At 44.2% G+C, this 26,903-nt stretch carries 29 protein-coding genes and 1 tRNA gene; 21 read left to right on the forward strand and 9 right to left on the reverse strand.

The features are described 5' to 3' along the window. The first annotated feature begins 131 nt into the window (after positions 1 to 131). The 7 genes from H8706_RS03620 (at position 132) to H8706_RS03650 (ending at position 4,793) form a co-directional block, all read left to right on the forward strand. The gene (locus H8706_RS03620) at positions 132 to 362 is read left to right on the forward strand and encodes an HPr family phosphocarrier protein (protein WP_178347277.1); all 231 of its coding nucleotides are present in this window, start codon (positions 132 to 134) and stop codon (positions 360 to 362) included. Positions 363 to 458: 96 nt separating this feature from the next. Next, complete coding sequence (locus tag H8706_RS03625) at positions 459 to 995, forward strand: DUF4364 family protein (protein ID WP_262431533.1); 537 nt, start codon at positions 459 to 461, stop codon at positions 993 to 995. 160 nt (positions 996 to 1,155) lie between these two features. Next, positions 1,156 to 1,713: a 16S rRNA (guanine(966)-N(2))-methyltransferase RsmD gene (gene rsmD, locus H8706_RS03630; RefSeq protein ID WP_262431534.1), complete on the forward strand. Its 558-nt coding sequence runs from the start codon at positions 1,156 to 1,158 to the stop codon at positions 1,711 to 1,713. 7 nt (positions 1,714 to 1,720) lie between these two features. Continuing rightward, on the forward strand, positions 1,721 to 2,218 hold the full coding sequence (coaD, locus tag H8706_RS03635; RefSeq protein ID WP_262431535.1) for a pantetheine-phosphate adenylyltransferase: 498 nt from the start codon (positions 1,721 to 1,723) through the stop codon (positions 2,216 to 2,218). Between the two features lie 16 nt (positions 2,219 to 2,234). Further along, the gene (locus H8706_RS03640) at positions 2,235 to 2,675 is read left to right on the forward strand and encodes an ATPase (protein ID WP_178347273.1); all 441 of its coding nucleotides are present in this window, start codon (positions 2,235 to 2,237) and stop codon (positions 2,673 to 2,675) included. 67 nt (positions 2,676 to 2,742) lie between these two features. Further along, the gene (gene proB / locus H8706_RS03645; protein WP_262431536.1) at positions 2,743 to 3,546 is read left to right on the forward strand and encodes a glutamate 5-kinase; all 804 of its coding nucleotides are present in this window, start codon (positions 2,743 to 2,745) and stop codon (positions 3,544 to 3,546) included. After that, the gene (locus H8706_RS03650) at positions 3,543 to 4,793 is read left to right on the forward strand and encodes a glutamate-5-semialdehyde dehydrogenase (RefSeq protein ID WP_262431537.1); all 1,251 of its coding nucleotides are present in this window, start codon (positions 3,543 to 3,545) and stop codon (positions 4,791 to 4,793) included. Before proB ends, H8706_RS03650 begins: the two co-directional genes overlap by 4 nt. 106 nt (positions 4,794 to 4,899) lie before the next feature. On the opposite strand, the gene H8706_RS03655 is transcribed toward H8706_RS03650, so the two are convergent. From H8706_RS03655 to H8706_RS03670, 4 genes are all read right to left on the reverse strand, one after another. Beyond that, a complete protein-coding gene (locus H8706_RS03655; RefSeq protein ID WP_262431538.1) occupies positions 4,900 to 5,322 on the reverse strand; it encodes a CBS domain-containing protein in 423 nt (140 codons plus the stop codon). 28 nt (positions 5,323 to 5,350) lie between these two features. Further along, the gene (locus H8706_RS03660; RefSeq protein ID WP_262431539.1) at positions 5,351 to 6,148 is read right to left on the reverse strand and encodes an epoxyqueuosine reductase; all 798 of its coding nucleotides are present in this window, start codon (positions 6,146 to 6,148) and stop codon (positions 5,351 to 5,353) included. Positions 6,149 to 6,151: 3 nt separating this feature from the next. Beyond that, positions 6,152 to 6,880: a tRNA 2-thiocytidine biosynthesis TtcA family protein gene (locus H8706_RS03665; protein ID WP_262431540.1), complete on the reverse strand. Its 729-nt coding sequence runs from the start codon at positions 6,878 to 6,880 to the stop codon at positions 6,152 to 6,154. A gap of 72 nt (positions 6,881 to 6,952) precedes the next feature. Continuing rightward, positions 6,953 to 7,027: transfer RNA gene (locus H8706_RS03670), tRNA-Gly, on the reverse strand. A 441-nt stretch (positions 7,028 to 7,468) separates the two neighbouring features. Here H8706_RS03670 and H8706_RS03675 point away from each other — a divergent pair. The 11 genes from H8706_RS03675 to H8706_RS03725 all read left to right on the forward strand — a co-directional run bounded on the left by H8706_RS03675 (position 7,469) and on the right by H8706_RS03725 (position 17,522). Beyond that, positions 7,469 to 8,665 (forward strand): aspartate aminotransferase family protein, encoded by a 1,197-nt coding sequence (locus H8706_RS03675; RefSeq protein WP_262431541.1) that lies wholly within the window; start codon positions 7,469 to 7,471, stop codon positions 8,663 to 8,665. Between the two features lies 1 nt (position 8,666). Further along, positions 8,667 to 9,614 carry an ornithine carbamoyltransferase gene (gene argF, locus H8706_RS03680; protein ID WP_262431542.1) on the forward strand — a complete coding sequence of 316 codons (948 nt, stop codon included), beginning with the start codon at positions 8,667 to 8,669 and terminating at the stop codon, positions 9,612 to 9,614. Positions 9,615 to 9,658: 44 nt separating this feature from the next. Further along, positions 9,659 to 10,138: a GNAT family N-acetyltransferase gene (locus tag H8706_RS03685; protein WP_262431543.1), complete on the forward strand. Its 480-nt coding sequence runs from the start codon at positions 9,659 to 9,661 to the stop codon at positions 10,136 to 10,138. A 388-nt stretch (positions 10,139 to 10,526) separates the two neighbouring features. Next, on the forward strand, positions 10,527 to 11,393 hold the full coding sequence (locus H8706_RS03690) for a class I SAM-dependent methyltransferase (RefSeq protein ID WP_178347264.1): 867 nt from the start codon (positions 10,527 to 10,529) through the stop codon (positions 11,391 to 11,393). An 18-nt stretch (positions 11,394 to 11,411) separates the two neighbouring features. Continuing rightward, positions 11,412 to 12,254 (forward strand): energy-coupling factor transporter ATPase, encoded by an 843-nt coding sequence (locus H8706_RS03695; protein WP_394354515.1) that lies wholly within the window; start codon positions 11,412 to 11,414, stop codon positions 12,252 to 12,254. After that, positions 12,245 to 13,105, forward strand: coding sequence for an energy-coupling factor transporter ATPase (locus H8706_RS03700; protein ID WP_262431544.1), 861 nt, complete (start codon positions 12,245 to 12,247; stop codon positions 13,103 to 13,105). Before H8706_RS03695 ends, H8706_RS03700 begins: the two co-directional genes overlap by 10 nt. After that, complete coding sequence (locus H8706_RS03705; RefSeq protein ID WP_262431545.1) at positions 13,098 to 13,922, forward strand: energy-coupling factor transporter transmembrane component T family protein; 825 nt, start codon at positions 13,098 to 13,100, stop codon at positions 13,920 to 13,922. The genes H8706_RS03700 and H8706_RS03705 overlap by 8 nt, the downstream gene beginning before the upstream one ends. Positions 13,923 to 13,925: 3 nt before the next feature. After that, complete coding sequence (gene truA, locus H8706_RS03710; RefSeq protein WP_262431546.1) at positions 13,926 to 14,672, forward strand: tRNA pseudouridine(38-40) synthase TruA; 747 nt, start codon at positions 13,926 to 13,928, stop codon at positions 14,670 to 14,672. Then, the gene (locus H8706_RS03715; RefSeq protein WP_262431547.1) at positions 14,669 to 15,781 is read left to right on the forward strand and encodes a DUF5711 family protein; all 1,113 of its coding nucleotides are present in this window, start codon (positions 14,669 to 14,671) and stop codon (positions 15,779 to 15,781) included. The genes truA and H8706_RS03715 overlap by 4 nt, the downstream gene beginning before the upstream one ends. Before the next feature lie 18 nt (positions 15,782 to 15,799). Next, complete coding sequence (locus H8706_RS03720; RefSeq protein ID WP_262431548.1) at positions 15,800 to 16,429, forward strand: CvpA family protein; 630 nt, start codon at positions 15,800 to 15,802, stop codon at positions 16,427 to 16,429. 277 nt (positions 16,430 to 16,706) lie between these two features. Continuing rightward, positions 16,707 to 17,522 (forward strand): SGNH/GDSL hydrolase family protein, encoded by an 816-nt coding sequence (locus H8706_RS03725; RefSeq protein ID WP_262431549.1) that lies wholly within the window; start codon positions 16,707 to 16,709, stop codon positions 17,520 to 17,522. Between the two features lie 35 nt (positions 17,523 to 17,557). On the opposite strand, the gene H8706_RS03730 is transcribed toward H8706_RS03725, so the two are convergent. Genes H8706_RS03730 through argC form a run of 3 tightly spaced genes read right to left on the reverse strand, consistent with a single transcriptional unit; the run spans position 17,558 to position 20,431 of the window. Beyond that, positions 17,558 to 18,484 (reverse strand): AEC family transporter, encoded by a 927-nt coding sequence (locus H8706_RS03730; RefSeq protein WP_262431550.1) that lies wholly within the window; start codon positions 18,482 to 18,484, stop codon positions 17,558 to 17,560. Between the two features lie 19 nt (positions 18,485 to 18,503). Continuing rightward, positions 18,504 to 19,394 carry an acetylglutamate kinase gene (gene argB / locus H8706_RS03735; RefSeq protein WP_178347281.1) on the reverse strand — a complete coding sequence of 297 codons (891 nt, stop codon included), beginning with the start codon at positions 19,392 to 19,394 and terminating at the stop codon, positions 18,504 to 18,506. Beyond that, a complete protein-coding gene (gene argC / locus H8706_RS03740) occupies positions 19,394 to 20,431 on the reverse strand; it encodes an N-acetyl-gamma-glutamyl-phosphate reductase (RefSeq protein ID WP_262431551.1) in 1,038 nt (345 codons plus the stop codon). The genes argB and argC overlap by 1 nt, the downstream gene beginning before the upstream one ends. A 280-nt stretch (positions 20,432 to 20,711) precedes the next feature. Here argC and spoIIGA point away from each other — a divergent pair, with 280 nt between their 5' ends. From spoIIGA to H8706_RS03755, 3 genes are all read left to right on the forward strand, one after another. Next, positions 20,712 to 21,629: a sigma-E processing peptidase SpoIIGA gene (gene spoIIGA, locus H8706_RS03745; RefSeq protein WP_262431552.1), complete on the forward strand. Its 918-nt coding sequence runs from the start codon at positions 20,712 to 20,714 to the stop codon at positions 21,627 to 21,629. Positions 21,630 to 21,654: 25 nt separating this feature from the next. Continuing rightward, positions 21,655 to 22,353 carry an RNA polymerase sporulation sigma factor SigE gene (gene sigE / locus H8706_RS03750; protein WP_178347253.1) on the forward strand — a complete coding sequence of 233 codons (699 nt, stop codon included), beginning with the start codon at positions 21,655 to 21,657 and terminating at the stop codon, positions 22,351 to 22,353. A gap of 78 nt (positions 22,354 to 22,431) precedes the next feature. Then, positions 22,432 to 24,360, forward strand: a complete 1,929-nt coding sequence (locus H8706_RS03755) for an S-layer homology domain-containing protein (RefSeq protein WP_262431553.1) — start codon at positions 22,432 to 22,434, stop codon at positions 24,358 to 24,360. 144 nt (positions 24,361 to 24,504) lie between these two features. On the opposite strand, the gene H8706_RS03760 is transcribed toward H8706_RS03755, so the two are convergent. Continuing rightward, a complete protein-coding gene (locus H8706_RS03760) occupies positions 24,505 to 25,338 on the reverse strand; it encodes a PHP domain-containing protein (RefSeq protein ID WP_262431554.1) in 834 nt (277 codons plus the stop codon). A 1-nt stretch (position 25,339) separates the two neighbouring features. Beyond that, the gene (locus H8706_RS03765) at positions 25,340 to 26,902 is read right to left on the reverse strand and encodes a S41 family peptidase (RefSeq protein WP_262431555.1); all 1,563 of its coding nucleotides are present in this window, start codon (positions 26,900 to 26,902) and stop codon (positions 25,340 to 25,342) included. Between the last annotated feature and the right edge of the window lies 1 nt (position 26,903).

The following is a 26,903-nucleotide window of genomic DNA, read 5'->3' on the forward strand; positions in this document are numbered from 1 at the left end:
GCAAACAAATTACAAAAATAAATTTTACTTAAATTTTTATTGACTTTTATAACATTTTGAGGTAATATTAACATATAAAGGCAGATGGGGTTTGTCCGCCTGATGCCTGAATGAAGAAAGGGGGAATTTGAATGAAAACTTTTAATATTGCATTAAATCAGATTAACGACGTTAAAAATTTTGTAAATATCGTTAACAGATATGATTACGAAATGGATTTGACATCGGGCAGATATGTGGTTGACGCAAAATCTATTATGGGTATTTTCAGCTTGGATCTTACAAAACCGATTAAGGCTGAAGTTCACAGCGATACCTGCGATGATTTGCTCGCGGAGCTTAAACCGTATATTGTTGACTGAAAACAGCTGCGTTAAACGGCTGTTTTTTGCTTTTGAAACGCTTCGCTTTCAAAGGCTGTTAAGTTTGAAATTATGAAGGAGCGGACATTTTTTACAGTGGATTTTTTATACCGTCCCACCGAATATGAGCTTGAGCTTTCGGTGCTTTACGTTATCAAAAACTTAAAAACGGGGGCGACTGCTCCTCTTTTGCATAATATAGTCGGCTCCGCCGTGAAAACGAATTTTTTTGAAATAGGGCACATAACTTATCTTCTTATAGATAACGGCAGTCTTAAAGAAATTTCGTTCGACGGCGACACGGTTTATACCATTACCGATACAGGTGTTACAAACATCAATTATTTTTACAAATCCATTCCCTACAGCGTGCGTGAAAAGCTTTTGGACGCGGTTGACGAGGTTAACAAACGCGTCAAGTTTGAGAGCGAGATTAAAGCGGATATTTTGCCGATAAGCGAAAGGGTGTTTATGGCAAAATGCGAAATCAACGAAAACGGTGAAAAGCTTTTGGACCTTGCGCTTAACGTCGGAAGCAGGGAAATGGCTAGAAAGTGCGCGGCATATTTTAAGGAAAATTATGAGGAAATTTATCAAAAAATTCTTGAAATTATGTGCAGTAAGCTTGAATAATTTTTTAATATCGAAATTTTTGCTTGCCGTAAAAGTTTTTACGGCAGGCTTTTTTGTTTACAATTTTAACAAAATAACGTCAAATACTTGACATTATGCGACAAAAAATATATAATATATGATGTATAACAGTTTGTCGTAAAATGCGGGAGGTCATAATTTGAGAATTATTGCAGGTACGGCGAGAGGACTCAAACTTTTGTCGCTCGGCTCGCTTGACACACGGCCTACGCTCGACAGAGTGAAAGAACCGCTTTTTTCTATGCTTATGCCTTATCTTGACGGCGCAGATGTGCTCGACCTTTTTGCAGGGAGCGGTGCGCTCGGGCTTGAGGCTTTGAGCAGAGGCGCGTCAAAATGCACGTTTGTTGACAAAAACCCAAAGTGCAGAGCAGTGATTGAGGGAAATATCAAAAAGACACGGTTCGATGAAAAAAGTGTTGTAAAGACGGAGGATTTTGCAAGATTTTTGAATTCGTGCGCCGAAAAATTCAGCCTCGTTTTTCTTGACCCGCCGTATAAAGCGGGGGTTTATAAGGACTGTTTAAAGCTTCTTTGCGAAAACAATCTCTTGCGGGACGGCGCGGTTATCGTGCTTGAGGCGGACGCGGACGAAAAATTTTCGGAAAACGATTTTTTGGAATTTTCGCTTTTAAAAGAGCGAAAATACGGCAGAGTTAAGCTTTATATTTTGCAAAAATCACATCTTTCGCAGTGAGGTTAATATGGATAAAAAATTAAATATCGCGGTTTATCCCGGAAGCTTCGACCCGATTACAAACGGTCATACCGACATTATAAAGCGCGCGTCAAAGGTTTTTGACAGGGTGTATGTGGCGGTGCTGAAAAACAGCTCGAAAACGTCGCCGATGTTTACCATTGAGGAGCGAATGGAGCTTATAAAACGCATTACGGGCGAGTTTGACAACGTTTATGTAGACACATTTTCGGGGCTTTTGGTTGAATATATGGAAAATAAAGGCGCAAATGTAATCATAAAAGGGCTTCGTGCGATTTCGGATTTTGAATATGAATTTCAGATGGCGCTGATGAACCACAAGCTTGCAAAAAATATTGAAACTATGTTTATGATGACGAGCGCGAAATATTCTTTTTTAAGCTCGAGCATAGTTAAAGAGGTTGCACGCTACGGGGGCAGTCTGGACGGACTGGTGGATGAGAGAATTGTTAAGGATATTATTGAAAGGGCGAGCAATGCCTGAAGATTAGGAGGACGAAATGGATATTTTAGAGCTTATAAGCGAGTTGGAGGAAAAAATAGACAGCAGTTTGGAAATACCTTTGATAAAAAAGGCGTTTGTCAATAAAGAGGAGCTTATGAATTTGGTGGGTGACATCAGCCTTCAGCTTCCCGACGAGGTGAGAATGGCGAAATCCATTGCCGAGGACAGAACGAGAATTCTTGCCGACGCGCAGAAACAGGCGGATTTGATTATCAAAAACGCGGAGCAGAAAATCATCTCGATGGTGGACGAGCACGAAATTACAAAACGCGCAAACGAGCAGGCTAACGAAATCATCGCAAAGGCGCAGAAAAACGCGCGCGACATCAGAATCGGAACTTTGGAATATTCCGACAACCTTTTATCTCAACTTGACAATACATTAAAAGCAATGGGCGAATCCGTAAACAAAAGCAGGTCGGATTTGCGTAAATAAGAAAGAAAAAAGGGGTTTTGGGGAGCTTTTCCCCGAAACCTTTTGCAATTTTTATAAGGAGAAAACAATGAATTATCTCGACAATGTTAAAAGAGTGGTTGTGAAGGTGGGCACGTCAACGCTCACATATGAGAGCGGAAGTCTTAATATCCGAACAATCGAAAAGCTTGTAAAAGTGCTTTCCGACCTCAAAAACCGCGGACTTGAAATTGTGCTTGTTTCGAGCGGTGCGGTGGGTGTCGGTATGGGCAAAGTCGGCTTTTCAAAAAAGCCCGACGAGCTTGACAAAAAACAGGCGCTTGCGGCAATCGGTCAGTGCGAACTGATGAATTTTTACGATTCGCTTTTTTCGCATTACGGTCACACCGTCGCACAGTTGCTTCTCACAAAAGACGTTATCTCGGACGGAAACCGATACAAAAACGCAAAAAGCACGCTTGAAAATCTGTTTGCGATGTCGGCGGTTCCCATCATAAACGAAAATGACCCAATTTCGACCGAACAGCTTGAATTCGGCGACAACGATACGCTTTCGGCTTATGTTGCCGAGCTGGTGGGCGCCGACCTTCTTATAATTCTTACCGATATTGACGGACTTTACGACAAAAATCCTCGAAAATATTCCGATGCGAAAATCATTGACACGGTTTACAAAATCGACGAAAAAATTGAAAAATGCGCGGGCGGCGAGGGGTCAAACCGCGGTACGGGCGGTATGATCACAAAAATCCACGCGGCGAAAATCGCAACGGACGCCGGCGCGGATATGATTATCGCAAGCGGTAAAAACCCGTATATCCTCTACGAAATTTTTGACGGCGAGAAAAAAGGCACGCTTTTTGTGTCGGAGTTTAAGGGGGAGAAAAAATGAGTGAAAACTGCGTTGAAATTTTAGGAAAAAAGGCAAGACAAGCGGAAAAATTCTTGAATACCGTGTCACAGAATTTAAAAAATGACGCGCTTTTGAGCATTGCGGACGCGCTTGTGAAAAATACGGAATTTATACTTTTCGAAAATAAAAAAGACGTTGAAAACGCGCAGGCGAACGGCATAAGCAAGGCTATGTGCGACCGTCTTGCGCTTACATCAGAGCGCATAAAAGGCATTGCGGACGGCGTTAAAAAGGTTGCGGATTTGCCCGACCCGATTGGCGGTGCGGACTTTATGACAAAGCGCCCGAACGGTCTTGTTATCGCGAAAAGACGCGTTCCGCTCGGCGTTGTGGGCGTGATTTACGAGGCGCGCCCGAACGTTACGGTTGACACCGCAGTGCTTTGTTTAAAATCGTCCAACGCGGTGATTTTGCGCGGCGGAAAAGAGGCGGTAAACTCAAATCTTGCGCTCGCAAAAATTATGCAGGACGCGATTTCGCCCCTCGGTTTTCCCGACGGCACAATTTCGCTCGTTCCCGATACCTCGCGTGACAGCGCAAACGCTATGATGACGGCGAATGAGTACATTGACGTTCTTATTCCGCGCGGAGGTGCGTCGCTGATAAATGCGGTGGTGAAAAACGCGACCGTGCCCGTAATTCAGACGGGTGTGGGAAATTGTCACGCGTATGTTGACGACGAGTGTGATTTCGATATGGCGGTTGATATTATCGTGAACGCGAAAACAAGCCGTCCGTCAGTGTGCAACGCGCTCGAAACGGTGCTGATTAACAAAAATATCGACAAAAGTTTTTATAAAAAACTGGAGGACGCGCTTCGTGCGAAAAACGTTGAAATCCGCGGCTGCGACGAGTGTTTGAAAGTTTTTGAAACCGCGAAAAAGGCGACGGAGGACGACTACAAATATGAATTTTTGGACTATATTATCGCGGTGAAAATTGTGGACGGTATGGACGAGGCGCTTGCGCATATTGATAAATACGGCACGAAACATTCCGAGGTTATCATAACCGAAAATTACGAAAAAGCGAATAAATTTCTCGATTCGGCGGACGCGGCGGCGGTGTACGTCAATGCGTCAACGCGCTTTACCGACGGCGGTGAGTTCGGGCTCGGCGCGGAAATCGGCATAAGCACGCAGAAAATGCACGCGCGCGGTCCTATGGGACTTAATGAGCTGACGAGCTATAAATACGTCGTTTACGGCAACGGTCAAATCAGATAAATAACAAAAATCCTATCAAATAACAGGATTTTCGGCAGAAAAAACTCTGTTCATATGAACAGAGTTTTTTATTTCACTTCGTTTTAAATTTACTTCGTTTTTTACTTCACTTCGATATTTCGCAGATTGCCTCGGCGATTTCCGCGTTAAATCCGCTTTGCGTTGCAATGTCGCCGATTGAGAGCATACCCACAAGTTCGTTTTTCTCTATCACGGGCACACGTCTGATTTTGTCAGTGCCGAGCCGTTTCACCGCGTCTTTTATGTCGGTGTCGGGCGTGATTTTTTCAACCTCGGTGGTCATAATGTCTTTAACCTTCATCTCGCACGCGTCTTTTCCGCGCGAAACCGTCCGCAAAACAATGTCGCGGTCGGTCACAATGCCGTCAACCGTGTTTTTTTCGCTTACCACGGGCAGTGCGCCGATGTTGTGCGCCTGCATAACGCGCGCCGCCTCGCATACCGTATCTTCACCCGTCACCGAAATGGCAGGATTTGTCATAATGTCACGTACTTTCAAAAATAACACCGCTTTCTTTATAAAAATTTTTGCGGTATTATTTTTCGCTTTTTCCGTCCTTAATATACGACAAATTTCTCTCGACAACTTTCTTTCCGCGCCACGCAAACGCGCGTTCACCGTATTTTTTTAAAAATTCTTTATTTGAAAGATTTGCCAAGTCTTCATATTCAAGTTTTGTTATGAGATTTTTTGTAAATGCGTCAAAGTGTGACTTTTTTGCATTTTTGTTGTGAGGGCAAACGTCCTGACAAATATCGCAACCGAAAACGGAATTGTTTTCTTTAATCATTGCAATCTCATTGCATTGCAGTTCGCCTTTTTTCTGCGTTACATTTGAAAGGCATTTGTCAGCGTCAATGGTAAAATCGCCTCTCACCGCGCCCGCAGGACAGGCGTTTTTGCACGCCATACACCTTTTGCAGACGGTGTTTACAGGCGCTGAATATTCAAAATCTTCGTTGCAGAAAATATAGCCGATAAAAAAATACGAGCCGTATTCTTCGTTTATAATCAGCGAATTTATGCCGTAAAACCCAAGACCGCAACGGTGCGCAATTTTTCGGTCGTCGTTTTTGCCGATGTCGCAGAAAATTTCAAAACCGTTCAATCCGAGTGCGTCGGCAAGACGGGAAAGAGTTCGCGCAACAACCTTGTGATAGTCTAATCCAAAGCAGTATTTTGAAATGTTCGCACCGTCGATTTTTCCTGTATAATAAGGAAAAACGGCGGCAATGACCGATTTGAAATTTTGATTAAAGTCCTTTGCGGAGCAAAAGCCGACCTTGTCAAGACCGAGCTTTTTTGCCTCGGCGATAACTTTGGAATTTTCCATATTTTACCTCTGTTTTTTGTCGGGCAAAATCCAGCCCTCCATACCCGAAGTTTTTATCGCGTTGAAAATCCGGTCTTTAAAATGGTGGTCGAGCCTGTCTTTTTCGTTGACAAATTCTTTCATTTCCTGACGTTTTGTGTATCCGTCGGCAGGGCAGGGATTTTTGCAAACGGGCATATTAAGCCGTTTTGCCGCACCGCGGATTATGCTTTCGGGGGTGTAAATAAGCGGACGGATAAGGTAAATATCCTTTCTGTCAAGGTGGGTAACGGGCGAGAAACAGTTAATTCTGCCCTCGTAAAAAAGGCTTAAAAAGAAAGTTTCTATGACGTCCTCGTTGTGATGCCCGAGCGCAACCTTGTTACAGCCGTTTTCCTTTGCGGCGCTGTTAATCGCACCGCTTCGGAGGCGCGCGCAGAGCGAGCAGGGATTGGATTCGCTGCGAATGTCAAAAACCACCTGTTTGATATTTGTTTTTACAACCTTGTATTCAATGCCTTTTTGTGCGCACATTTCGGCAACCGGCGAATAGTCGCTTTCGCTGTATCCCAAGTCGAGCGTTATTCCCATAAAATCGAACTTTTTGGGATAAAACATTTTAAGATGGTAAAACATATTCAAAAGAATAAGCGAATCTTTTCCGCCCGACACTCCGACCGCGATTTTGTCGCCGTCTGAAATCATATTGTAGTCCTCAATGGCGCGTCTTGCGCAGCTTAAAATTTTTTTCATTGCAAAAACTCCCGAAAATATGTAAAATTTTTGAATATTAAAAATTCCCCACACTTTTGTGTGAGGAATTTGTGGAGCGGAAGACGAGATTCGAACTCGCGACGTTCACCTTGGCAAGGTGACGCTCTACCACTGAGCCACTCCCGCGAATGCAACCGTACATTAAAGACGGTAACAGCCGTCAATCAGTGTACTGTTGCATTATACCAACTTTTGTTTGATTTGTCAATACCTAAATTGAAATTTGTGTATAAAATTTCGGCATTTTATCTGTTGTTCTGGTTATTCTGGCTGTTGTTCTGATTATTCTGATTGTTTTTGTTCTGGTTGTTATTCTGGTTGTTTTTGTTTTGATTGTTGTTCTGATTATTATTCTGGTTCGACATTAAAATCACCTCCCTGGTTTCTAAATATATTGTGGACGGCAAAACAGAAATTTATACAAAAAAATGAAAAATGTATTTTTATGCAAAATTTATAATAAATATGCAAAAAATCTTTGTATATGTTTTTAACTTTAATACAAAATTACCTATTGATTTTGTTAGTGATATGTTGTATAATTATTCACATAAAGAGGTGGGATATATGAATTATACTTTAGATGAAATTATTGATATTGATAAAAAATACTATATGAACACGTTCGGCGGCAGAACGAAAGTTGCCTTTGAAAACGGCGAGGGAATTAAGCTTTTTTCAAAAAACGGCGAAGTTTTTTATGATTTTATGGCAGGTATCGCGGTTAACGCGCTGGGATACGGTCATAAAAAATACACCGATGCGCTGAAAAATCAAATTGACAAGCTCATTCACACGTCGTCGCTTTATTACATTGAAAATCAGGCGGCCGCGGCAAAAATGCTCGTTGAAATGTCGGTATTTGACAAGTGCTTTTTCGCAAACAGCGGTGCCGAGGCGAACGAAGGCGCGATAAAGCTTGCGAGAAAATATTTCTATAATAAAGGCATTGACAAATACGAAATTATTTCGCTTAAAAATTCGTTTCACGGACGTACGGTGACCACCGCGACCGCGACGGGACAGGAAAAATACAGAAAACCGTATTCACCGCTCACGCCGGGGTTTGAATATGCCGAAATCAACAATATCGGCAGTGTGAAAGAGAAAATTACACCGCACACCGCGGCGGTTATGCTTGAATTTATTCAGGGCGAAAGCGGAGTTAACGTCTGCACGGCGGAATTTATCGAGGGAATTAAAAAGCTTTGCGCCGAAAACAATATTTTGCTTATTGCCGATGAGGTTCAGACGGGAATGGGCAGAACGGGCAAAATGTTTGCGTATGAGCATTACAATATCGAGCCTGATATTATGACGCTTGCAAAAGCGCTGGGCGGAGGCGTTCCGATAGGCGCACTGCTTGCAAAAGACGAAATCGCGTCAGCGTTCACGCCGGGCGACCACGGCACAACGTTCGGCGGAAACCCTTTATGCACGGGCGCGGCGATTGCGGTTATGAATATTTTTAAAGATGAAAAAATCGTTGAAAACAGCGCGGAAAACGGCAAATATTTTATGGAAAAACTCAAAAATCTTCCGCAAAAATTCATAAGCGAAATAAGAGGAAAAGGGCTTATGATAGGCGTTCAGTTCAGCTCGCCGATTGCAGGAGAAATTAAAGCGAAACTTTTTGAAAACCATATTCTTGTCGGCGCGGTGGGGGGCGATATTCTGCGTATTTTACCGCCTCTTATCATCACGAAAGACGAAATAGATTTGTTTGTGAATACGCTTGAAAAAATTTTAACGGAGGAATTTTAAAATGGAACATTTAATCAGCTTAAACGATCTTACACAAAAGGAAATTTTTGATATTTTAACGGTTGCGGAAAAGCTTAAGGACGAAAATAAAAAGGGCATAACGCATCACATTCTCGATGGCAAAACGCTGGGTATGATTTTCTCGAAATCGTCCACGCGCACAAGGGTGTCGTTCGAGGTCGGTATGTATCAGCTCGGCGGTCACGCGCTGTTTTTAAGCTCGAATGACATTCAGCTTGGACGCGGTGAGTGCATTTACGACACCGCAAACGTGCTTTCGCGCTATCTTGACGGAATTATGATAAGAACGTTTGCGCACAGCGACGTTATCGAGCTTGCAAAATACGGTCAAATTCCCGTAATCAACGCGCTCACAGACTATCTCCACCCGTGTCAGGTGCTTGCCGATTTGCTCACAATCAAGGAGCATAAAGGCACGCTTAAAGGTCTTAAGCTTGCGTATCTCGGCGACGGCAACAATATGGCAAATTCGCTTTTGTACGGCTGCACAAAGGTTGGTATGAACATCTCGGTTGCGTCACCCGAAAAATACACCTGCCCGAGCGAGGTTATAGAAAACGCGAAAAACACCGCGAAAGAAACGGGCGTGACGGTTGAAATCACGACCGACGCGAAATCGGCAATAAAAGACGCGGACGTTGTGTATACCGACACGTGGATAAGTATGGGTCAGGAGGACCAGAAAGCCGAAAAAATCAAGTTGTTCGGCGGTTATCAGGTTAACAAGGAATTGTTCTCGCTCGCAAAAGACGACGCAATTTTCCTCCATTGTCTGCCGGCGTACAGAGGTTATGAGGTCACCGAGGACGTTATCGACGGCAAAAATTCGGTTATTTTTGATGAGGCAGAAAACCGTCTGCACGCGCAGAAAGCCGTTATGGCGCTTCTTATGGGAAAAGAAAAAACGGTTGAGAAATATTTGAAATAAACGGTTAGTTTGACGGGACAAAAACAGATAAGGAGAAAATTAAAATGGTAAACGCAGGGTTTGAAATCCGCAACGCGAGCGCGGACGACGCGGAAATGATACAAAAAATCACGCACGAGGCGTTTTCGTCATATGTAAAACTTGCAAATATCGACGGTTCGATTGCCGCGCTGGACGAGTCGCTTGACGACATTAAAAAGGATATAGGCGAAAAAATCGTGCTTGTCGCATACATCAACGGCGAGGTTGTGGGAAGCGTCCGCGTTGCCAAAACCGGTGACGACACCGCATATTTAAGCCGTTTCGGAGTGAGTCCGAAATTCCAAAACCTCGGCATAGGCAAGGCTCTTATGAATTTGGTGGACATCAATATGCGCGTTCTCGGCGTAAAAAAACTTTATCTTCACACCGGCTCAAAAATTTCGTCACTGGTGACTTTCTACTACGGCAGAGGCTTTTATGTGGAGTCCACAAGCACCGACCGCGGATACATAAGGGCGCAGATGTGCAAGGAATACAAATAATCTGTTAAAAACAGACGGTTTAGCCGCTCCTCAATAAGAAAGCATTGGTTTTGAAGCCGTCTTTTAAATTCATACTGCGTCAAAAACCTGCCATATGCGTCAGCATAATGACAGGTTTTATTTCTTGTCTGAATTGTAAAATCCGATATTCAAAACTGCCTGCACCTTAAAAACAATATTTTTTGATGAATTTCAAGGCAAAAAAGCGAGTAATCCTGACGGATTGCGAGCTTTTTTAACGCAGAAAGGCGCGAAAAATATGTCTTTAAGGCAATGTTGTCTTATCGAGGAGTGGCTCTTCGTCTGTTTTTTGTGCGCAAAAGATTGACGGCACGGGGATAAAATGGTATAATAAATAATTAAATATAATTTTTTGGAGAGAATTTATATGCTACTGGCAAACGAATGGTCGGACTACGCGTTAATAGACTGTGCAAACGGAGAAAAACTTGAAAAATGGGGCAGTTTCACCCTGGTGCGCCCCGACCCTCAAATCATCTGGCCTCAAAAACAGCACAAAGCGGAGTGGGAAAAGTGCGACGCGCACTATCACCGCAGTAAATCGGGCGGAGGAAGCTGGGAATACAACAAAAAACTTCCCGGCGCGTGGCAGATTAAATATAAAAATTTAACCTTCAACGTTAAGCCTATGGGCTTTAAGCACACGGGAATTTTCCCCGAACAGGCGGTTAACTGGGACTTTATAGACGAAAAAATCAAAAACGCAAACCGTGACATAAAGGTGTTGAATCTTTTCGCTTATACGGGCGGTGCAACAGTTGCGGCGGCGAAGGCGGGCGCGTCGGTGGTGCACGTTGACGCGGCGAAAGGTATGGTTTTGTGGGCAAAGGAAAACGCGGTATCGTCGGGGCTTGCAGATGCGCCGATACGCTATATTGTCGACGATGTTATAAAATTTGTGTGCCGTGAAATAAGGCGCGGAAACAAATATGACGCGATAATTATGGACCCTCCGACCTACGGCAGAGGTCCGAACGGCGAGGTTTGGAAGTTTGAGGACGAGCTCTATCCGCTCATTGAAAAGTGTATGAGCCTTTTGTCGGACAATCCGCTTTTTATGATTGTAAATTCCTACACGTCAAACGTGTCGTCAACGGTGGTTAAAAACGTTCTGGAGCTTTCGGCAAAGGCAAAATTCGGCGGATATGTCACCAACGACGAAATTGCAATTCCCGTGAAAAATTCGGGAATTTGCCTGCCGTGCGGAGCGGCAACGAGATGGATTTCAAAATAATTTTACATTTTAAAGGTTGTGCATAAATTGATTAAAACCGAAAACCTCACCTTTTGGTTTGAGGAGGAGCAAAACGAGGAAAACTTAATATTAAAGGGCATTGACCTTGAAATAAAAGACGGCGAATTTTTGTGCATTTTGGGTCACAACGGTTCGGGAAAATCCACGCTGGCAAAGCATTTCAACGCGATTTATCTTCCGCGCGGAGGACGTGTTTTGGTGGACGGAACAGACACAAAATGCGAAGAAAAAATTTGGGATATACGCCAAAACACCGCTATGGTGTTCCAAAATCCCGACAATCAGATTGTTGCGACAATCGTTGAGGAAGACGTGGCTTTTGCCGCGGAAAATCTCGGCGTCGCGCCCGAGGAAATCCGTAAGAGGGTGGACTATGCGCTTGAGGCGGTTGGAATGACGAAGTTTAAAAAACACGCACCGCATCTTTTGTCGGGCGGTCAGAAACAGAGAGTTGCAATCGCCGGAGTTATTGCAATGAAGCCGAAAACGATAGTTTTTGACGAGCCGACCGCGATGCTCGACCCTATCGGACGGCGCGAGGTTATGAAAACAATAAAACGCTTAAATTCCGAGTTCGGTATGACCATTGTGCTGATTACGCACAATATGGACGAGGCGGCTATGGCGGACAGAATTGTGGTTATCGATGACGGAAAAATTGTGCACAGCGGAAAACCGCGCGCCGTTTTTGCGGACGTGGAAAAAATGAAGTCGCTCGGGCTGGACACTCCGCAGGTGACGAGTCTTGTGTATCTTCTGCGCAAAGAGGGCATTGATATAAAAAGCGACATTTTAGAGGTTGACGAGTGTGTTGAGGAGATTTTAAAATTATGTCAATAAGGGTTGAAAATTTAGTTCACATATATTCAAAAGGCACGCCGTTTGAAAAGACCGCGCTCGATAACGTCAGTTTTGAAATACCCGACGGCGATTTTGTGGGCATTATAGGGCACACGGGTTCGGGAAAATCCACGCTTATCCAGCATCTTAACGGGCTTGTCAAGGCGGACAGCGGTAAAATTTACATAGACGGCGAGGATATTACGCAAAAGAGTGTAAATCTTACGAAAATCCGCGGCAAAGTGGGGATTGTGTTTCAGTATCCCGAATATCAGCTTTTTGAAGAAACGGTTTACAAAGATATTGCGTTCGGACCCAATAACCTGGGTTTTTCGGCGGACGAAACCGACAAAATCATTCACGAGGTTATAAAGCTTGTGGGACTTAAAGAAAGCGTCTTAAATTCGTCGCCGTTCGAGCTTTCGGGCGGTCAGAAAAGGCGCGTTGCGCTTGCAGGCGTTATTGCAATGAACCCCGAAATTCTCATTTTGGACGAGCCGACGGCAGGTCTTGACCCCAAAGGCAGAGATGAAATTTTGGGTCAGATAAAAAGACTTCACGACGAAAAGGGAATTACCGTCGTGTGGATTTCGCACAGTATGGAGGACGTTGCGAAAATCGCCAAAAACGTTATGGTTATGGCGGACGGCAAGCTTATTATGCACGCGAGCGTTGACGATGTGTTTAAAAACGCCGAATTGCTGGAGAAAAACGGTCTTTCCGTTCCGCAGATTAACAAGGTTGTGCGAAAACTTAAAGAAAAAGGAATTGACCTCGGCGAAAATATTTATACCGTTGAAAAGGCAAAAAATGCGGTTTTAAATTACATTAAGGGGGAAAGAAATGCTTAACGATATAACTCTCGGACAATTTTTCCCCGTAGATTCGCCCATTCACAAGCTTGATCCGCGCGTGAAAATTATGTCGTCGCTTGCGTATATCATTGCGGTGTTTTTCGCAAAAGGCTTCACCGGCTATCTTTTCGTTGCGGTGTTCACCTATAGCGTAATTCTTATGTCAAAAGTGCCGTTAAAGCTTTATTTAAAAGGGCTTAAACCGCTTATATTCATAATAATTTTCACGTCGGCGATAAACCTTTTTATGACCGACGGAAAAATCGCACAGATAGGCTCGGTTCCGCTTAAATTCGGGATTTTTAAAATCACGGTTGAGGGCATTGACACGGCGGTGAAAATGACACTGCGCCTGATATTTTTGGTTGCCGGCACGTCGGTTTTGACGTTCACCACCTCGCCGATTGTGCTTACCGACGGTATCGAAAGCCTGCTTTCGCCGTTCAAAAAAATCGGCGTCCCGGCGCACGAGCTTGCTATGATGATGTCCATTGCGATAAGGTTTATCCCCACGCTTTTGGAGGAAACCGACAAAATTATGAAGGCGCAGGCGTCGCGCGGTGCGGACTTTGAAAACGGCAGTGTGATAAAGAGAATTAAAGCGCTTGTGCCGATTTTGGTGCCGCTTTTTATAAGCTCATTTCGCCGTGCGGACGAGCTGGCGCTGGCTATGGAGTGCCGATGTTACCGCGGAGGAAAAGGCAGAACGCGCCTTAAAACGCTCAAAATCGCGCCGATTGACTATATCGCGTGCGCGTTTATGCTTGTTTTTATCGTCGGAATAGGCACGATTGCTCTTTTTGTGAGGGTGTAATTTATGCGAAATTTACTGCTTTATCTTGAATACGACGGCACGAATTATCACGGCTGGCAAATTCAGCCCGAGGACATAACCGTGCAGAAAACGGTTGAGGACGCGGTATTTAAGATTTTTAAAGAAAAAATAAGCGTCACGGGTTGCAGCCGAACCGACGCAGGCGTTCACGCGAAAAAATACGCGTTAAGCTTTTTCACCGAGTGCAAAATTCCGGCTGAAAGGGTCGCGGTTGCGCTTAACACTGCACTTCCGTATGACGTGCGCGCGCTGTACTGCACCGAGGTAGGCGAAAACTTTCACGCGCGGTTTGACACCGTTTCAAAAACGTATCAATATATCATTAACAACGGAAAATACGATGTTTTTATGCGCAATTACTGCTGGACGGTCAAAAGTGCGCTCGATATAGAAAAAATGCGCAGTTCGGCGAAATATTTTTTGGGAAAACACGATTTCAAATCGTTTATGACGGGGGAAAAAGATGTCACTGTGAGAAACGTTTTTTCGCTTGACATAACAGAAAACGGCGATTTTATAAATATATTCATATCGGCGGACGGATTTTTATATAATATGGTAAGAATTATCGTCGGCACGCTCAAAAAAATAGGCGAGGGAAAGCTTGACGGCGAAAAAATTCCCGAAATAATTCTTGCACGCGACAGAAGTCTTGCGGGCGAAACCGCCCCTCCGCAGGGACTTTACCTCTATGATGTGAAATACGAAGTATCGGAGATTTTAAAATGAACGAAAAGGGAAAAATCGGAATTAAAATTTTAATGGTAATTTTGATTGTCATTCTTGCATCTGTGCTGGTTTACGTAAACCAAACGCCCGTTTTTTTCACAAAGGCAATCAGGCTTTTCAACAAAAATTACGAATACAAAACCCCTACCGTGGAGCTTGGAAGCACCGAGGGAACCTTTGTTACGGCTCTTTCCGACGCGCGTGCGGTTATCGGCACAAAAGAGGGAATTAACGTTTATTCCCATTCGCTAAAAAGCGAAAAAAGCGCGGGTTTTTCGGGCGAAAATCCCGTTATTAAGCACAACGGCGACAAAATTCTGGTGTTTCACAAAGGCTCGGAAAAAGCGTTTTTTATGAACGGCAAAAAAAATATTCCCATAACCGCAAGCGGAAATATTTTAACGGGCGCGGTGAACGAAAACGGATATTTTGCGCTTCTCACCGAGGAAAAGGGCTTTAAGGCGGAAATTGTTGTGTACGACAAAAACGGCGAGGAGTTTTACAAGTGGCACAGCGCCGAGAATTTTGTGACCGACATAACACTTTCGCCGTCAAATACAGCATTTGCGGCGTCGGCGCTCGACTATTCGGACGGCGCGTTAAAAAGCAAACTTCTTATTTTTGACACGACGCAAGAGGAACCGAAAATCACTGACGCAAACGAAAATTTCACACAGATTGAGTTTATCGGACGTTCAAAAATCGCGGTTGTTTCGAACAACGCGGTGTCGGTTTATTCGACGGGCGGAAACAGGCTTTGGCAACATTCTTTCGGAAGCAAAACGGTTTTTGCATATAAAATCAAGGACGGAAAAATTGCCGCGGCGGCAGGCGACAGCAACCTCGGCACCGAAACGCTGGACGTTTTGATGTTCAACGACGGCGGAAAAGCGGTTGTAAATTTCAAAAACAAGGGCGAGGCGGTGTGCCTCGACATCTTGGGAAACGACGTTCTCATTGCAGGCAAAAGGTATATGCGCGTCGCTGGCAACAAGGAAAAATCGTATATTAAAACGGGAAAAGACATTGTTTCGGCACAGTTTTTCGGCAACAACAAAACCGCGCTCGTACATTCGGGCGCGCTGGTTCAGCTTGAATATTTTGATTAGCCGGCAGGAGGGCGGATTATGGCGGATATTGTAATTATCGTTTTTATCGCGGTGTTTCTGATGATTGGCTATAAAAAAGGACTGGTCATCACACTGCTTAATATGTGCTCGTATCTCGTTTCGTCGCTCGCGGTGTTTATATTTTTTAAACCCGTGCATACATATCTTTGCGAAAGCGAGGTCGGCAAAAGCGTTGCTAAAACGGTGAGCGAAAAAATCGCGGAGCGTTTTTCGGGAGTGAGTGTTTTAAACCTTCCTTTGCCGTTGATTTTAAAAAGCGGAACGCGCGAGGGCGAGGTTATCGCGCAGAGCAGTGCGGCGGAAATCATCGCGCAAAACGTGACAAACGCGCTGCTTTTGGTGGTTACGTTCGTTTTGCTTTATTTTGTGATAAAACTTGTTATAAAATTTGTGCGCGCACCGCTTTCGGCGGTAACGTCGCTGCCGATATTAAAACAGGCAAACAAGCTCGGCGGTGCGGTTGTCGGCGCGGCAATGGGATTTTTGTGGCTGTACGTTTTAACTGCGCTGATTGCAGCATTTTCGTTTGCCGATGCGGTTGCACCGATTGCGGGCGCGGTTTCAAATTCACAGATTATGGGATTTTTGTATGAAAACAATTTTCTTTTAAACTTTATAAAAATATAAAAAATACGGCAGTGGTATTTGAATTTGAATTTTCAAAAATTTCAAATAATACTGCCGTTTTTTGAAATAAAGAGTACACCGCTTTTAATTCTCCTCTTTTCCGCATTTGTCAGCGCGTGTTTGAAAGCATCTGTCATATTTTTTGTAATGCAGGTATTTGCATATTTTCACTTCCTTTAATTTTTAAACTTACACTTTTATTTTAACACAATTTTTAATGGTTGACAGTGATAAAAATTTGGTGTATGATGAAAAAAACGGAATTTTGGAGGAAAATATGAATATAAATGACATTTTAGCACTCGGCGAAAATGAAAAACCGCTCGATAATCTTGTTACCGACGGCGGTTTCTGCTCGATTTTCAGAACAATCTGCTGTGTGGGCGACTCGCTTTCGAGCGGAGAATTTGAGGGCACAAACGACGAGGGAAACAAAACTTATCACGATTTTTACGAATATTCTTGGGGACAGTTTATAGCACGTGCGGCAGGGTGCAAGGTATATAATTTTTCAAGAGGCGGTATGACGGCTAAATGGTATTGTGAAACCTTTGCGGACGAAAACGGCTTGTGGGACAAAAACAAGGCAGGTCAAGCTTACATAATAGCGCTCGGCGTTAACGATTTGAATTTGACGGCGAACAAAACAATCGGCACAACCGACGATGTTTGCCTTGACGACTACACCAAAAATGCCGACACCGTCACGGGCTGGTATGCGAGGGTTATTCAGCGTTACAAAATCATTTCGCCCGATGCGAAATTCTTTTTCGTGACGCTCCCGAGAAACGACAAAACCGATGAAAATTCGGTGAAAGTAAGGGCGCGATTTACCGAGTTTAACAAGATTTTAAGAGAATTTACTAAAATTTTTGACAATTCGTATGTTATAGATTTGGAAAAATATTTTCCCGTTATGGACGACGATTACAGAAAGAGATTTTACCTCGGCGGACATCTTAATCCGATGGGATATATTCTCACCGCGAAGGTGATTTCGTCGTATATCGACTATATTGTGCGTCACAATTATGCCGATTTCAAACAGGTCGGATTTATAGGAACACCGTATAAAAACACGGTTGACAAATAAAAAAATCAGGGAGGATTTCTCCCTGATTTTTTTTGTTATATCATAGCCAAAATCATAAACGCAGCCGGCGTAATTATCAGCGCGGCGACGTTTGATATAAGCGCAATGCACGCGCCGAGGGTGGAATTAAGCCCTTTCGACGCAGGCACAACGATGCTGTTCAATCCTGCCGGCATTGCCATCATTCCCGCCGATATTATAATCACCGTTTTGTCAAAGCCCAAAAGATAAAGCGCGAGCGCCGTGCAGAAAGGTATAAACACCATTCTCACAAACAGAGTGAGATAAACTCTCACGTTTGTGAACGCTTTTTTGAGCGGAAGAGACGACAAAACGTAGCCTGCCAAAATCATAGACATAGGCGCCATACAGTTTTGCGCGTTCTGCACCGCCGTTGACATAACTTTGGGCAGTTTTATGCCGAATATTCCGAACACAATTCCCACCGCCGTTGCAACGATGGGCGGATTTAAAAGTGATTTGAACGAAAGCTTTGTTTTTGTCGGATCGAGAATGTAAAATCCCAGAACGTAGCACACAATGTTGCCGACAAGCATAAACATCATCGCATAGTAGAGCCATTCCTCACCGTAAAGCGCCAAAATGAGCGGATAGCCGAAATATGTATAATTCGGAAACATCACCGTGTATGCGTATACTCCGCGCTCGAATTTGTCTTTTGTCATAAGCTTTGCCCACAAAAAGCCGAGCGCGATTTCAAATATCATCACAAATGCGCCGATTATCACAAAATTTATGTTCTTAAAAAGCGACGTTATGTTAAACTGTGTTGCAAACGTGTTAAAGCACATTGCAGGCAGAAAAACCCAAACCAAAAGATTTGAAATCACACCGCCGGCACTGTCGTTTAAAAGCTTTCCCTTTTTCGCAAAATAGCCGATTAAAAGGAATATAAACATCATTAAAACTTGATTTAGAGTTATTCCGAAGGTTTGCGCCATTATATTTCCCTTTCAAAAATCAGTCGTGAAATTCGTCTGCGGTAATCATTGTTCCGATACCTTTTTTTGTAAATATTTCCAGTAAAATTGAGTGGAGAATACGTCCGTCAATGATATGAACCCTTTTAACGCCGTGCGAAACGGCATCTTTACAGCTTAAAATTTTGGGAATCATACCGCCCGAAATTACGCCTTTTTCAATATATCCGTCCACCTCGTCGGTAGGAATAACGGGCATAACCTCGCCCTCTTTGTCTTTTACACCGTCAACGTCGGTGAGATAGATAAGCTTTTCCGCCTTAAGCGCCTTTGCAACCTCCGCCGCAACGGTGTCGGCGTTGATGTTGTAGCTCTGACCGTTTCCGTCAACTCCGACGGGCGCGATAACGGGAATATATTCGTCGTCGGTGAGAAGTTTTATCACCTTTGTGTTGATTTTTTCAACCTCGCCCACAAAGCCGATGTCCTCTTTTTTACCGTCAACATAGGTGTAGAGCTTTTTGCACTCAATAAGTTTTCCGTCAAGACCGCAAAGACCTATCGCCTTACCGCCTTTTGCGTTCAAAAGCGACACAATTTCTTTGTTGGTTTTGCCCACAAGCACCATCTGCGCAATGTGCATTGTGTCCTCGTCGGTCACGCGCAGACCGTTTATAAATTTGCTCTCAACGTGATACGTTTTGAGCGCGTTTGAAATGTCGGGACCGCCGCCGTGAACGAGCACGGGGTTTAAGCCGACGAATTTCAAAAGCACAACGTCCTCGATTACGCTTTTTTTCAGCTCGTCGTTTATCATAGCGTTTCCGCCGTATTTTATAACGATTGTTTTTTTGTAGAGTTTTTGAATGTAGGGAAGCGCCTCAACCAGTATGCCTGCTTTTTTTATAAGACCTTCGGTGTAAGAATCCATCATAAATAAAAACCTCCGTTCGCAATACCGCATTTTTCGTCAAGACCGAACATAATGTTCATATTCTGCACCGCCTGACCTGCCGCGCCCTTGAAAAGATTGTCAATCGCACTTGACACAACAACCCTTTTGAGCCTTTTGTCAACCTTAAAGCCGATGTCGATAAAATTGCTTCCGGCAACGTGATTTGTTTCGGGCAGAGCGTCTTTTAAAACGCGCACAAAATATTCGCCCTTGTAGAAGTCGGCAAAAATTTTGTATATGTCGTCATCGGTATAATCGCCGTTCAAATTTGCATAACTTGTGGCGAGTATTCCGCGTTTTAACGGCACAAGGTGAGGGGTGAACGACACCAAAATCTCCTCGCCGGCAATGAGCGAAAGTTCCTGTTCGATTTCCGACGTGTGGCGGTGCGTTGCAATTTTGTACGCGCGCATATTTTCGGTACATTCGCAAAAGCTGTAGTCAAGATTTGTGGTTCTGCCGGCGCCCGTAACACCCGATTTTGCGTCGATTATGATGTTTTTCGTGTCAACGGCTTTTGCGTTTAAAAGCGGTGCGAGCGCCATAATCGAGCAGGTGGTGTAACAGCCGGGATTGCCGATAATATCGGCATTTTTAATTTCCGAGCGGTGCAGTTCGCACAGTCCGTAAACCGATTTTTTCAAAAGCTTTGGACAGTCGTGCGGTGCGCCGTACCATTTTTCGTAAACTTTTTCGTCGTTATAGCGAAAATCTCCGCTCAAATCAATGATTTTCACACCGGCGTCATACAGCGAAGGGATAACCTCTTTGGACGCGCCGTGCGGAAGCGCGGTGAAAACAACGTCGCATTTTTCCTTGATTTGCGCAATATCGACTTCACTCAAAACAATATCGCAAACGCCTTTTAAATTTGGGTAAACGTCCGAAATTTTTTTGCCCGCATATGTCTTTGACGCCGCAAATGTAATTTCCGCCGTAGGGTGGTTTGAAAGTATGCGCACCGTTTCAATTCCCGCATAACCCGTTGCGCCCAAAACTCCTGCTCTTATCATAATTTTCGCCTTCTTTTTAATATTTTTTAAAAAATGTGAAAATAATTTTCATTTTAATACATTGTTGTTAGTCTATTATCCCACATCTTACCGCAAAAATCAACACATCAGCGCCTTATTTATGCAATATGCACACATAGGTGTGTGTCAAAGTTGTTTTTATGGTTATTTTGTATTTTTATGCAATGTTATGCGCATAAAAATACATTTTTGTATATGCGTTTTTTCGACCTTTTTATTGTTTGCACTGTGATAAAATATCGGTATGGGAGGGCGGTTTATGACAGTTTACATAGATGTTTTGTTTGTGATAAATTTTGTTGTAAATTATGTGCTTTTGCTTATAACGGGCAAAATTATGCGGCGCGAAAAATCGTACATACGGCTTGTTTCGGCGGCAATTATCGGCGCGCTCTACGCGTGTTTTATGTTTTTTCCGCAGATAAAATTTTTGTACGGGTGCGCGTTTAAAATAATCGCCTCGTTTTTGCTGATACTCATTGCATACGGCGCAAAAAACGCGGTGCTGACAGTGAAAACCGCGTTTGTGTTTTATCTTTCGTCGTTTCTGTTCGGCGGTGTCACGCTCGCGCTTTTCTATTTCACCGACGCAGGGTTAAAGTACGGCGGAGCGCTTAACAACGGCATTTTTTACTTTGAACTGCCGTGGAAAATTTTGTTTTTCTCCTGTCTTGTTGCGTACATCGCGGTGAAAACGGGATTTGCGATATACAAGCGCGACAAAAACCTGTCGTATCGGCGCATAAGGGTGGAAATCTGCCGAAACAGCGCGGAACTGAACGCGCTGGTGGACACGGGAAATTTGCTTATCGACCCGATAACAAATTCTCCCGTGGTGGTTGCCGAGCTTGAGAGCGTAAAAAAACTTTTGCCCGGCGCGCTTATCGAAGTTTTCCGCGAAAAAAAGGAAAACGACCTTGAAACGGTGTCGGAGGCGGTTAAAAACACCGATTTTGAAAGGCGCATACGGATGATACCGTTTACCTCGCTCGGCGCAGAAAACGGCATAATGCTGGGGTTTAAGCCCGACAGTATCACCGTGGGAAAAAGCGTTGTTTCAAACGTCTGCATAGGAATTTGCGCAAGACCGCTTTCAAACGGTCATTCGTACAACGCGCTGATAAGCCCCGAAGCTTTGCATATTCCGTCGGCAAACCAAAACAGTTTTAATTTTTAAAACACTTGAAACGGAGGATTTTTAGGTGAAAATTAGAGAAATTTTTTCATACATACTGCGCCTTTTAAGACGCGGAGAAGTGCATTATATCGGCGGTTCGCTCACTTTGCCGCCGCCTCTTTCAAAAGAGGAGGAGGAAAAATACATAGCACGTCTTGACGAAAACAACAAGGACGTGAAAAATATTTTAATCGAGCACAATCTGCGCCTTGTTGTGTATATCGCAAAAAAATTCGAGAACACAAACGTCGGCGCGGAGGACTTAATTTCAATCGGCACAATCGGGCTTATCAAGGCGATAAACACGTTTAAACCCGACAAAAAAATCAAGCTTGCAACCTATGCGTCGCGGTGTATTGAAAACGAAATTCTGATGTATCTGCGCAAAAACAGCAACCGCAAGGTTGAAATTTCAATCGACGAACCGCTTAACGTTGACTGGGACGGCAACGAACTGCTTTTGTCCGATATTCTCGGCACCGACGCAGACGTGGTGTGCCAGAACATTGAAAACGAGGTGGACAAAGAGCTTTTGCTCATTGCGCTCGACAAGCTTTCACCGCGCGAAAAACGCATAATGGAACTCCGTTTCGGCGTGCGCGGTGCGGCGGCAAAGACACAGAAAGAGGTTGCAAATATGCTCGGAATTTCGCAGTCGTACATTTCGCGCCTTGAAAAACGCATAATCGTTCGGCTGAAAAAAGAGATTACAAAAATGATATAGGAAAATATTGTGCGTTGCCCGATATGCGCAAAATCTGATATAATTTGAGATATACAAAAACATATCGGGGGTTCACATATGAAAAAATTCTTGGCTTTAATCTGTGCGCTTGCACTTTGTATGTCTGCATTTTCGGCGGGCGCGGAGGGGTTTACATCTCTTTCTTATCTTTCGGACACCGACGGTCACTGGGCGGAAAAATACATTGACGAGCTGTTTGATATGGGCATTATGGCAGGTGACAACGGCAATTCGCGCGCCGAGGAAAACATAACGCGCGGTGAATTTTGCGCGCTGATAACCCGTGCGCTTTACGACGTTGATTTATTTGACGGTACGGTGGATTTTCCCGACGTTAAAAAGAACGATATTTTTTACAAAAACATCGGAATTGCGGTGCAAAACGGCATTATAAAGGGTGACGAACGGGGATATTTTAACGGTGACAAAAATATCACTCGCGAAGAAATCGTCATAATAACTGCGCGTGTGCTTGCCGACAAGGACGCTTACAAAAAGACGGATTTTAAGGATATTTCGTCAAAATATCTCTATCTTGACGAGCTTGAAAAGGTGTACGGGCTCGGAATAATTTCGGGCGACGAAAACAAAAATTTCAATCCGCAGGGCTTTGCTTTGCGCTCGGAGTGTGCAAAAATGATTTATTTGACAAAAGGAAACCACGGAAAAGCCGACCCTGTGACGAGCGTTTTAAAGTCGGCGGAAAACTACGTTGTCACGGGCAACGGCATAGATACAAGCGGTGCGGAAAGCACGGAAAATGTTTACAGAGATGAGGCTGCGGACTACGCGTACTCGCTCGGCTTTACCGCGGACAGAACGGTTGAAAATGTTAAAATTTCTGACTATGAAGTGAAAAATTCCACCGCATACGCAAAGTTTTCGTATGATATAAGTTTTGATGCAAAATACAGTGACGGGAGCGGAAAAATGCGCGTATACACGGGCGAAACGACCGTGAAAATGATGAGAAAAAACGGTAAATGGACGGTTTATAAAACCGAAGAAAGCTTGAAATTAAAGGAAAAAATCAACCTTACGTGGGAGGTGCTCGGCGGTGTTCCGTCGTATGCGCCCGACGGTGTGAACGTCGTGTCGCCGACGTGGTACGAAATTATTTCGGACAACAGTTACAAAAATTCCGAAACCGTTTATCAGGATAAGCAAACGACGCTGAAAATCACCGACAAATCGAGCGCACAGTATCTTGATTATGCGCAGAAAAACGGCTATGACGTGTGGATTGCGTACCGAAACAATTTTAATTCATCCGACACCGCAAAATTTCTAAACAGCGGCAGCGCGAAAAATTCGGCGGTTAGGTTTTTGATTAAAGGTCTTGCGGAAACAAAGGCGGACGGCATTAACATTGATTTTGAAAATATGAGAGACAAATACGCGTTTGCAAACCACGTCCGCGCCGTGTCGCTTGCACTGCGCAGACTCGGACTTGTGACGAGCGTTGATATTAACAAATACGACAAAACGGGCGGAAACTGGTCGCTGTGCTACGACCGCGATAAACTCGGTGTTTATGCCGATTACACGGCAATTATGGCGTACGACCAAAACGGGAACTGGAGCAAAACGAGCGGACCCGTTGCAGGGCTTGACTGGGCGGAAGATGTCGTGAAAACCACGCTTAATGAGGTCGGTGCGGATAAGCTGATTTTGGGTGTGCCGTTTTATGTCCGCATTTGGCAGGAAAAGAACGGCAAGGTTGTGAAATCAAGTGCCGTGTCGATGGATTACGCGAAAAAAACCGCGTCGGAAAACGGCGCAAACGTGCGCTATGACGCGAAAATAGGGCAGAATATTTACACTTGGCCGGACGGAGAATATGACTATAAAATTTATATGGAGGACGAAACGTCGATAAAAAATAAAATTTCGCTTGTCGGAAAATATTCGCTTGCAGGTGTTGCGTCTTGGCGCAGAGGCTTTGAAAGCGCGGATATTTGGCAAGTGATAAAAGAAGGAATTTAATTCAAGAGAATAACGACGACCTATTGTTGATATGATATGATTGTCATAAGGGTCAAGGGCGGAGCATTGCTCCCAAAAGGAGTTTGTATACTTTGGAAAAAATGTAGGGGACGATGCCCGCATCGTCCCGTTAACATCGTCCCGTTATCTTCTCATATCCTCCAAAATTTTATAAGGGATTTTCAAATTTCCCAAACCTGTGCCTATCTCAATGTGCGGTTTCATTGCACCGTGAAAATCCGTACCGCCCGAAATCTTAAGACCGAGCCGTTTTGCAAGGTCAAGATATTTTTTGTGCATTTCGGGCGTGTATTCGGTGTAAAATCCCTCAATGCCGTCAAGACCTGCATTTTTGAGCGACTTTATAAATTTAAAAAGGTCATCATCGGTGCGTTTCATAAGGTGTAAATGCGCCGCAAACGCCATACCGCCGGCGTTTTTTATAATTTTCACCGCCTCCTCGGCAGTGATTTTCTGATTGGACGAATAACCGCCCTTTCCGCTTGAAAGGTACTTGTCAAACGCTTCTTTCACGCTTTTGACGTATCCTTTGTTCATCATAACGCGCGCAAAATGCGCACGTCCCACCGTACCGCCCCCGGACAGCTTTTCCGCCTCGGCAAGCGATACGTCAAAACCCATTTTTATAAGATTTTGTTCAACTTCCCTGTTGCGCTCGCACCGCACTCTTTTAAGGTCGGCAAGTTCTTTTTGCAGATTTTCGTTGTCAACGTCGATAAAATATCCCAAAATGTGCGTTTCGGTTTTGGATTTCGCCGAAAGTTCAATCCCCGTTACAACCTCGATATTTTCTCTTTTTCCCGTTAAAACCGCCTCTTTCACGCCGTCCGTCGTGTCGTGGTCGGTGAGCGCGATTGCCGAAAGTCCGTGATTTTTTGCGTACATAACAAGCTCGGACGGCGAAAGCGAGCCGTCCGATTTATTTGAATGTGTATGAAGGTCGATAAGTTTTTCCATACTAATTTTCTTCCTTATATTTTTTCATATATTCAGCCGTCGAGCCGTAGTTAAACACCTCAACCGCCTTTGCAAGTTGGTCGTCAATTTCAACCTCGCACTGCTTTAAAACCTCCTCGATTTTAAGCTGGGTGGTGAAATCGAGCACGCCGTAGGGGTAAAGTCCCGTCATCTGCTGAAAATCTTTAACCGCGTAATACATATTTTCGTCAAATTCATCGTTGGGAATTTCAACGAAAAATCCGAGCGCGTCAAGACGCTGTTTAAAGCACAAAACGTCCTCGCCCGTGTCGCCCTGCGACAAAATTCTGTCGTGAACAAGGGGCGCGTAATATTTTCTGTCATACTTCACAACGCGGTTTTTAAGGTAAATGTCGGGCGTAATTCCCACACCGTTTATGTGACGTCCGCCCGCGGTGAGATATTCCGAGTCGGTGAGCCTTACGCCTCCGCCCGAAACAATTCTGCTCACAAGCTGTTTTGTGCCCTTGCCGTACGACTGCTCGCCTATCGCAATGCCGACGTTTGTATCCTGAACCGCACCGGCAAAAGCCTCCGACGCGCTTGCACTGTTGCCGTTTATCAGCGCGATGATGTCGTATTTCGGGTTTTCAAGGTCGGAGTCAAACGAAAAATTCTTTTTCGGGTCTTTGTATTCAAATGAAATAATCGGACCTTTCGGGAAAAGCATATTGCCGATTTTCACAAGCTCGGCAAGCGAACCGCCGGGGTTGCTGCGCAAATCGAAAATCACCTTTGTGATGCCGAGAGTGTCAAAATAGGAAAGCGCCTCGGATATAAAATCGGAGCTGTGTCCCTCGAACGAATACAAAAGTATGTAGCCGATTTTGCCGTCGATAACGTCGTAAAATCCCGATTCGTCGTTCACAAGGTCACGTTTCATACTGAACGTCATATTTTCGCCGTCGCGGATTAAATCGACCGAAACCTCACTGCCTTGCTCGCCGATAATGTGGCTTTTCGCCTCGTTGATGCCCATTCCGACGATATTTACTCCGCCGACGCTTACGATAAGGTCGTCCTTTTTAATTCCGGCGCCCGACGCAGGCGAATTTTTAATTACGCGCACAACTTTCAAACCGCCGTCAACAGCGGTGACGATAACGCCGATACCGTAGTATTCGTTGTTTATGCCCTCAATAAATTTGTCGTATTCTTCAGCGGTGTAATACTCGCTGTGGGGGTCGAGATTTGAAAAAATTCCTTTAAGCGCGTCGTCGAGATATTCGGGGTGTTTTGCCAAAATAACGCGCAGTGCGTTGCGGTAAACGTCCTTTGCCTCAACGTCGTATTTATACGTTTGTTCAAGCATTTTAAGCGTGCGGTCGATAAGCGAGTTTTCAAAGGTGTCAAGGTTAAGTTCGCCGTCGGATTTATCCTCCGCAGTGTTTTCGTCTGTATTTCCGTCGGTGTTTTCGCCCGTGTTTTCGCTCTGTGCGCTCTCGTTTGTCTGCAAATCCTCGGCATAAACAAAGCAGGGAACGCTTGAAAAAATTATGCTTAACACAAGAATTAACGATAAAATTTTGTTTTTTATTTTCATA

Origin of the sequence: Qingrenia yutianensis (assembly GCF_014385105.1) — a bacterium.
In the GTDB taxonomy this organism is placed as follows: domain Bacteria; phylum Bacillota; class Clostridia; order UMGS1810; family UMGS1810; genus Qingrenia; species Qingrenia yutianensis.

Bases quoted from the DNA above. Each gene is read 5' to 3' on its own strand.
- H8706_RS03620 (WP_178347277.1), top strand. From the start codon at position 132: ATGAAAACTTTTAATATTGCATTAAATCAGATTAACGACGTTAAAAAT.
- coaD (WP_262431535.1), top strand. From the start codon at position 1,721: ATGGATAAAAAATTAAATATCGCGGTTTATCCCGGAAGCTTCGACCCG.
- H8706_RS03640 (WP_178347273.1), top strand. From the start codon at position 2,235: ATGGATATTTTAGAGCTTATAAGCGAGTTGGAGGAAAAAATAGACAGC.
- proB (WP_262431536.1), top strand. From the start codon at position 2,743: ATGAATTATCTCGACAATGTTAAAAGAGTGGTTGTGAAGGTGGGCACG.
- H8706_RS03650 (WP_262431537.1), top strand. From the start codon at position 3,543: ATGAGTGAAAACTGCGTTGAAATTTTAGGAAAAAAGGCAAGACAAGCG.
- H8706_RS03660 (WP_262431539.1), bottom strand. From the start codon at position 6,148: ATGGAAAATTCCAAAGTTATCGCCGAGGCAAAAAAGCTCGGTCTTGAC.
- H8706_RS03665 (WP_262431540.1), bottom strand. From the start codon at position 6,880: ATGAAAAAAATTTTAAGCTGCGCAAGACGCGCCATTGAGGACTACAAT.
- H8706_RS03675 (WP_262431541.1), top strand. From the start codon at position 7,469: ATGAATTATACTTTAGATGAAATTATTGATATTGATAAAAAATACTAT.
- argF (WP_262431542.1), top strand. From the start codon at position 8,667: ATGGAACATTTAATCAGCTTAAACGATCTTACACAAAAGGAAATTTTT.
- H8706_RS03685 (WP_262431543.1), top strand. From the start codon at position 9,659: ATGGTAAACGCAGGGTTTGAAATCCGCAACGCGAGCGCGGACGACGCG.
- H8706_RS03690 (WP_178347264.1), top strand. From the start codon at position 10,527: ATGCTACTGGCAAACGAATGGTCGGACTACGCGTTAATAGACTGTGCA.
- H8706_RS03700 (WP_262431544.1), top strand. From the start codon at position 12,245: ATGTCAATAAGGGTTGAAAATTTAGTTCACATATATTCAAAAGGCACG.
- H8706_RS03705 (WP_262431545.1), top strand. From the start codon at position 13,098: ATGCTTAACGATATAACTCTCGGACAATTTTTCCCCGTAGATTCGCCC.
- truA (WP_262431546.1), top strand. From the start codon at position 13,926: ATGCGAAATTTACTGCTTTATCTTGAATACGACGGCACGAATTATCAC.
- H8706_RS03715 (WP_262431547.1), top strand. From the start codon at position 14,669: ATGAACGAAAAGGGAAAAATCGGAATTAAAATTTTAATGGTAATTTTG.
- H8706_RS03720 (WP_262431548.1), top strand. From the start codon at position 15,800: ATGGCGGATATTGTAATTATCGTTTTTATCGCGGTGTTTCTGATGATT.
- H8706_RS03725 (WP_262431549.1), top strand. From the start codon at position 16,707: ATGAATATAAATGACATTTTAGCACTCGGCGAAAATGAAAAACCGCTC.
- H8706_RS03730 (WP_262431550.1), bottom strand. From the start codon at position 18,484: ATGGCGCAAACCTTCGGAATAACTCTAAATCAAGTTTTAATGATGTTT.
- argB (WP_178347281.1), bottom strand. From the start codon at position 19,394: ATGGATTCTTACACCGAAGGTCTTATAAAAAAAGCAGGCATACTGGTT.
- argC (WP_262431551.1), bottom strand. From the start codon at position 20,431: ATGATAAGAGCAGGAGTTTTGGGCGCAACGGGTTATGCGGGAATTGAA.
- spoIIGA (WP_262431552.1), top strand. From the start codon at position 20,712: ATGACAGTTTACATAGATGTTTTGTTTGTGATAAATTTTGTTGTAAAT.
- H8706_RS03755 (WP_262431553.1), top strand. From the start codon at position 22,432: ATGAAAAAATTCTTGGCTTTAATCTGTGCGCTTGCACTTTGTATGTCT.
- H8706_RS03760 (WP_262431554.1), bottom strand. From the start codon at position 25,338: ATGGAAAAACTTATCGACCTTCATACACATTCAAATAAATCGGACGGC.
- H8706_RS03765 (WP_262431555.1), bottom strand. From the start codon at position 26,902: ATGAAAATAAAAAACAAAATTTTATCGTTAATTCTTGTGTTAAGCATA.